We start from the raw sequence: 6,843 nt of genomic DNA on the forward strand, positions 1-6,843 counted from the left end.
TGCGAATTTCGGCAACGGAGCGCGAAATGACCGCGACCATACGCAACAAGACCTGGGCGGAGCTCAAGGTCGGCGACCACGCGGCCGTCGAGCGCACATGCGCGGTGCAGGATCTCATCCTGTTTGCCCATGTGTCAGGCAACACCAATCCGCTGATGCTGCCGGACGGCAGCGCCGATCATGGCCCGAAGGACGTCATCGCGCCGTCGATGTGGGTGGGGTCGCTGATCTCGGCCGTGCTCGGCAACGTCATGCCCGGCCCCGGCACGCTGTATCGCTCGCAATCGCTCGAATTCAAAAAGCGCGTGCATGTCGGCGACCGCCTGCGCATCACCGTGACCTGCAGCGACAAGCGTGAGCAGCCGGTCGCGGTGTTTCGCGCCGAGATCACCGATCAGACCGGCGACGTGGTCTGCGCGGGACTTGCAGAGGTCGACGCGCCGATGGTTGCAATCGAAACGCCGGTGCGCGAGCTGCCGGCGCTGATCGTCGATCATGCCGATCATTTCGCCAGGCTTGTCGAGCTCGCCGCGCAGTTGCCGCCGCTGAAGACTGTGATCGTCTGCCCGGAGGATCACAACTCGCTCGGCGGCGCCCTGCTCTCGACCGAGCGCGGCCTGATCCATCCGGTGCTGATCGGCGATCCCGAGCGCATCTCGGCGGCGGCGCGCGAGATCGACGCCGACATCAGCGGCTGGGCGCTGGTGCCGGAGACCGATCATCGCGCCGCCGCCGCGCGCGCGGTCGCGATGGTGCTCGATGGCGAGGCCGGCGCCGTCATGAAGGGTGCGATCCATTCCGACGACTTGCTCGCCGCGGTCGTGAAGAAGGACGGCGGCCTGCGCACGGCCCATCGGATCAGCCACGTCTTCGCGCTGGATGTGCCGACGCTGGACGAAATTCTGTTCATCTCCGACGCCGCGATCAACATCGCGCCGGATCTGCTCGCCAAGGTCGACATCATCCAGAACGCGATCGATCTCGCCCGCGCCTGCGGGCTCGACCGGCCGCGCGTCGGCGTGCTCTCGGCGGTCGAGACCATCAACCCGAACATTCCCTCGACGCTCGACGCCGCCGTGCTGTCGAAGATGGCCGAGCGCGGCCAGATCAAGGGCGGCATCGTCGACGGCCCGCTGGCGATGGACAATGCGATCGACATGGAGGCGGCGAAGACCAAGGGCATCGCCTCGCTGGTCGCCGGACATGCCAACGTGCTGATCGTGCCGAACCTCGAGGCCGGCAACATGCTGGCGAAGGAGCTGACCTTCGTCGCGCGCGCCGAAGCCGCCGGCCTGGTCGTCGGCGCACGCGTGCCCGTGATGCTCACCAGCCGCGCCGACAATGACCGCGCCCGGCTCGCCTCCTGCGCGCTGGCGCAGCTCTACGATCATTGGCGGCGCGAGGGCCGCGCCTTCTCCGGTGCCGCGCAAGCCCTGGCGGCGGAGTAGCCGATGACGGACGTCATTCTCACCGTCAATGCCGGCTCATCCTCGATCAAGTTCGCGGCCTATGAGGTCGGCGCCGGCGCACTGCGCGCGGTCGCCCGAGGCCATGTCGACGACATCGGGGACGACACCCTTTTTGCTGCCGGACCGGCAGATGGCCCGATCGAGCGGCAGCCGATCGATGCGCCCAGGGGCACGGTCGATCATGGCGCGGCGCTGCGGCTCGCGATCGACTGGCTGCGCCGTCACGAGGAAGGCTGCCATGTCGTTGCGATCGGTCACCGCGTCGTGCATGGCGGACCCGACCATGCCGAGCCGGTGGTGATCGATGCCGGCACGCTGCAGAGGCTGCGCCAATTCATTCCGCTGGCGCCGCTGCACCAGCCGCACAATCTCGCCGGCGTCGAGGCGACGCTGCAGGCGTTTCCCGACGCGGCCCAGGTCGCCTGTTTCGACACGGCGTTTCATCGCCAGCATCCGTTCGTCGCCGACGCGTTCGCCCTGCCGCGGCGGCTCTATGATGAAGGCGTGCGCCGCTACGGCTTTCACGGCCTGTCCTACGAATACGTCTCGCGGCGGCTGCGCAGCCTCGCGCCGGATCTCGCGTCGGGGCGCGTGATCATCGCCCATCTCGGCAATGGCGCCTCGGTGTGCGCGCTGCGCGACGGCCGCTCGATCGCGTCCACGATGGGCTTCACCGCGCTCGATGGCCTGCCGATGGGCACCCGCTGCGGCCAGCTCGATCCCGGCGTCGTGCTGTACCTTCTCACCGAGAAGGGTATGAGCGCCGATGAGATCACTCATTTGCTCTATCACGAGTCCGGGCTGAAGGGCCTGTCCGGCGTCTCCAACGACATGCGCGAGCTCGAGGCGTCCGATGCGCCGGAGGCGCGCGAGGCGATCGACTACTTCGTCGCGCGGGTCCGCCGTGAGATCGCCGGGCTCGCCGCGACCATTGGCGGCGTCGACGCCGTCGTGTTCGCGGGCGGCATTGGCGAGCATGCCTGGCGCGTGCGCGAGCAGATCCTCGGTGACATGGGCTGGCTCGGCATCGCCCTCGATCGCGAGGCCAATGCCGGGAATGCGCAGACGGTGAGCCTTTCCGATTCACGCGTCGCCGTGCTCGTCATTCCGACCGACGAAGACCGCATGATCGCCGAGCACACGGCCGAGATCCTGGGCCTGATGCAGCCCGCGGATTCGATGCCCCTCACGCGCCTGACCGCCTGACCGAAGGGACCGCACATGTCTTCCCCGTACAGCCCCGCCACCGCCGTCGCCCGCGCGTTCGGAGCCGCCAACATCACGGCGACCCAGACGCAGCGCGTCTCGCAGAGCCTCAGCCGGCATCTCGACAAGTTCACCCGCGAGCACGGCAAGCGGGTGCAGGAGCTGATCAGCGAAGGCGCCGGCCTCGTGCAGGCGTTCAGCACCGCGCAGGCCCATCTGCTCGACCACGTCAATGCCTATTTGATCGATGCCGGCCAGCGCATGGCCTTGACGCTCGACGTGCTGCGCGAGCGCGCCGACAATGACGCCCAGCATGAGGCGGCCGGCACGCCGCCGGTGCTGATCTACGACCATGAGGTGGCGCTCGATGGCCGCAGCCTGCCTCGCCCGGTCAACTACATGCTGCTGAAGATCCTGCCGCCGGCGGGAGTCGTCACCTATGAGTGGAAGCGGCCCTATGTCATCATCGATCCGCGCGCCGGCCATGGCGCCGGGATCGGCGGTTTCAAGCAGGACAGCCAGGTCGGCGTCGCCTTGCATGACGGCCATCCGGTCTATTTCGTCGTGTTCCGGCCGCATCCCGAGCCGACGCAGACGCTGGCCGACGTGATGCGCGCCGAAGCGGAGTTCATTGCCGAGGTGCATCGCCGCCATCCCGAGGCGCCGAAGCCGATCATCGTCGGCAATTGCCAGGGGGGCTGGGCGACCCTGATCCTGGCCGCGGCCAATCCCGACATCACCGGGCCGCTGGTCGTCAACGGCGCGCCGGTGGCCTACTGGTCGGGAAGGCTCGGCGAGAACCCGATGCGCTACAATGGCGGCCTGCTCGGCGGCATCCTGCCGGCGCTGCTGCTGTCGGATCTCGGCGGCGGCGAGTTTGACGGCGTGCATCTCGTGTCCAATTTCGAGATGCTCAACCCCGGCCGCAATTATTTCGGAAAATATTTCGATCTCTACACCAACCCGGAGAAGGGCCGCGCCGGCTTCCTCGAATTCGAGCGCTGGTGGGGCGGCTTCCATTTCATGAACGAGCAGGAGATCCGCTGGATCGTCGAGCAGCTGTTCATCGGCAACCGGCTGTCGCGCGGCGAGGCGCGCATCGAGCGCGGCCGCCAGCTCGACCTCAAGGCGATCCGCTCGCCGATCATCGTGTTTGCGAGCCGGGGCGACAACATCACCCCGCCGCAGCAGGCGCTGAACTGGATCGTCGACACCTATGCCGACGAGCACGAGATCCGCATCCGCGGCCAGCGCATCATCTACATGGTGCACGACAAGGTCGGCCATCTCGGCATCTTCGTGTCGTCCTCGATCGCCAGGAAGGAGCACACCGAGGTCGCCTCGACGATGAAGACGATCGAGGCGCTGGCGCCCGGGCTCTACGAGATGACGATCGACGAGCAGATCGGCGACGGCGTCGACGCCCGCTTCCACGTCTCGTTCCACGAGCGCAAGATCTCGGACATCCTGGCGATCGACGACAATGACCGCAGCGAGGAGCGTGGCTTCGCAGCAGTGGCGCGGCTGTCCGAGCTCGGCGCCGAGCTCTACGACCTCACCGCGCGGCCGCTGGTGCAATCGATGGTGACCGACGAGCTGGCGAAGCTGATGCGCGATGCGCATCCGGCGCGCGTGACGCGGCGCGCGTTCGGCGGCAACAGCGCCGGCGCCCAGGCGATCCGCAAGGCGGCCGAGCAGGCCCGCGCCGAGCGCGCGGCGGCGGCGCCAGACAATCCGTTCCTCGCCCTGGAACAGCTCTGGGCCAGGAGCGTCACCCAGGCTTTCGACGTGTTTCGCGACGTCCGCGACACGCTCTACGAAGCCGCGTTCCTGTCGATCTACAGCTCGCCGCTGATGGATGCGATCGCCTCGACGCACGCCTTCCAGCGCGCCCACCGCGAGCCCAAGGAGCTGCGCTTCCTGCCCGAAGTACAGGCGATCCTGCTCGGGATCGATCGCGGCGGCTTCGAGGAGGCGGTGATCCGGATGCTGATCCTGCTCGCGGAATCGCGCGGCTCGGTGCGCCGCGACCGGCTGGAGCGCTCCGCCAGGGTGCTGACCAGGGACGAGCCGTTCGCCTCGCTCGGCGCCGAGCGCCGCGCCGCGCTGATCCGCGAGCAGTCGATCATCGTCGAGTTCGAGCCGGAACAGTCGGTCAAGACGCTGGCCGAGCTGTTGCCCGAGGTCGACGACCGCAACCGCGCCATCGACGTCGTCGAGTTCATCGCAGGCGCGGTCGAGGACATGGAGCCGAACACCATCCGCACCCTGCAGCGGCTGCGCGAGGCGCTCGGCTTGCCGCCGCTGGCGCTGGCCGCGGTGTCGGCCGATCCGCTCAAGGAGAACGGCGCGATCCGCGACGTCGCCTGACGGGAGAGGACGATGTCCGAGAGCGCTCACGATCCGCTGCCGACCGTCTGGAATCCGGACGACCGCATCGGCGACATGCTGAAGGGCCTGCGCGGCCTCGTGGTCGGCGTCGCCAATGAGAGCTCGATCGCCTTCGGCTGCGCGGCCAAGCTGCGCGCTTTCGGCGCCGAGGTGGCGCTGACCTATGCCGACGCGCGCACCCGCGATTTCGTTGCCCCGCTCGCCGAGCAGATCGGCGCCAGCCTGCTGCTGCCGCTCAATGTCGAGCAGCCGGGCGAATTGGAGGCCGTGTTCGCGCGCATCAAACAGGACTGGGGCCGGCTCGATTTCGTCGTCCATCCATCGCGTTCGCTCCCAAGGCCGATCTGCACGGCCGCGTCCTCGACTGCTCCGCAGACGGTTTTGCCCGCGCAATGCGGATCTCAGTGTATTCGTTCCTGGAGCTCGCCCGCGCCGCAGAGCCCCTGATGATCCATGGCGGCGCACTGCTGACGATGAGCTACTACGGCGCCGACAAGGTGGTGAACAACTACAACATCATGGGGCTTGCCAAGGCCGCGCTGGAGGCCGCCGTGCGCTACCTCGCCGCCGAGCTCGGCGACAAGAACATACGCGTCTTCGCCGTGTCGCCGGGTCCGTTGCGCACCCGCGCCGCCAGCGGCATCGTCCATTTCGACCAGCTGATCGACGCCGCCGTCGCGCGCAGTCCGGGCCGCCGCTTGGTCGATATCGCCGAGATCGGCCGCGTCGTGGCCTTCCTGGTCGGCAACGGCGCCTCCGGCATGACCGGCGACACGATCTATGTCGATGCCGGACTGCACAATATGGCGTGAGGCCGATACTGGCGCGCACGCGGCGGCTCTAAATCCCTTCAACGTCGAGCACGTGAACCGTTACCCGAGAAGGCTTGCACTTTGAGTGAAACAAGAGGTGAATTCAGCGTTGGGTCAAAAGCGGCCAGACGGCATGCTTCCGGTTGAACCTCGATAGCGGGCATAACCAGCTCCGGCTGAATGTCCGAGATGGGCCAAACGCAGACTTTGCTGGCCTTGACGCAATAGGTCGCGGTCGATGCTCGGGGTAGACCACTGCTTCATGAATATGGACGGGTTACGAATGGAAAATTGATTTCACGATGACGAGGCGCTCTCAAATGTGGTCAGGGGGGTTGAGCATTGGGAACTGGCCACGAAGAATGCGACAGCCTTGATTAAGGCGACAGACCAAACCGAGATTGTTGAACTGGAGGCTCGCTCTAAGGTCAGCCGGCAAGATGCCGTCACACATCTTATTGAGCCTACAGAATGGGGACTAGAGACATTCCCTCAATACAAGAACCGACAGTGTTCATTTAAGGAGCGGTTGGAGGCGCTCCTTTCGAGATGGGAAGACTGGGAAAGGTGCTGAGAACGAATTTAGTGCCGACACCATCCACTGGTGCGCCGAGAGCGAACATCCTTGGCGCCGATCGGAGGTCCGGAACGGGTCAAAAGCGGTCCATCCATTCTGTCGCCACCTTGTCAGCCCCGTGCGAGGCGAAGAGGCTGTGGAGTTCGATGCGGCGCCCCTCGGCGCGACGGCGAACCGGAAAGCCGATAGCCGCTGATGCCGCGGATCAACGGCAACTTCAGCGCGCAGGCGCGCCATCATCCCTTGCATCATGCCCGAGACATCCATCTCGACGGCGGTCGCATAACGCAGACCCGCGTTTTGAATGCGCTGCCGCTGAGCCCAAACTCCGGCGGAACACGAAACCAGCACAGAATTTCCAAATGAGGGGGGTTGCCGAATTTCCAAA

Annotated in this window: 4 protein-coding genes and 1 pseudogene; all 5 read left to right on the plus strand. The window is 66.5% G+C overall.

Annotated elements, in window-relative coordinates; translation table 11 throughout:
• Positions 1–26: 26 nt before the first annotated feature.
• The 5 genes and pseudogenes from BRAS3809_RS12385 (at position 27) to BRAS3809_RS36565 (ending at position 6,821) form a co-directional block, all read left to right on the plus strand.
• Positions 27–1,448, plus strand: a complete 1,422-nt coding sequence (locus BRAS3809_RS12385; RefSeq protein WP_008962435.1) for a bifunctional enoyl-CoA hydratase/phosphate acetyltransferase — start codon at positions 27–29, stop codon at positions 1,446–1,448.
• A 3-nt stretch (positions 1,449–1,451) separates the two neighbouring features.
• Positions 1,452–2,675 carry an acetate/propionate family kinase gene (locus BRAS3809_RS12390; protein WP_008962436.1) on the plus strand — a complete coding sequence of 408 codons (1,224 nt, stop codon included), beginning with the start codon at positions 1,452–1,454 and terminating at the stop codon, positions 2,673–2,675.
• 15 nt (positions 2,676–2,690) lie between these two features.
• The gene (locus tag BRAS3809_RS12395) at positions 2,691–5,045 is read left to right on the plus strand and encodes a DUF3141 domain-containing protein (RefSeq protein WP_008962437.1); all 2,355 of its coding nucleotides are present in this window, start codon (positions 2,691–2,693) and stop codon (positions 5,043–5,045) included.
• 75 nt (positions 5,046–5,120) lie between these two features.
• A pseudogene (gene fabI, locus BRAS3809_RS12400) lies at positions 5,121–5,878 on the plus strand (enoyl-ACP reductase FabI).
• Positions 5,879–6,650: 772 nt separating this feature from the next.
• Entirely contained in the window at positions 6,651–6,821 is a 171-nt protein-coding gene (locus tag BRAS3809_RS36565; protein ID WP_170323276.1) for a hypothetical protein, read from the plus strand.
• Positions 6,822–6,843: the final 22 nt, after the last annotated feature.

Source organism: Bradyrhizobium sp. STM 3809 (assembly GCF_000239795.1).
Lineage (GTDB): Bacteria > Pseudomonadota > Alphaproteobacteria > Rhizobiales > Xanthobacteraceae > Bradyrhizobium.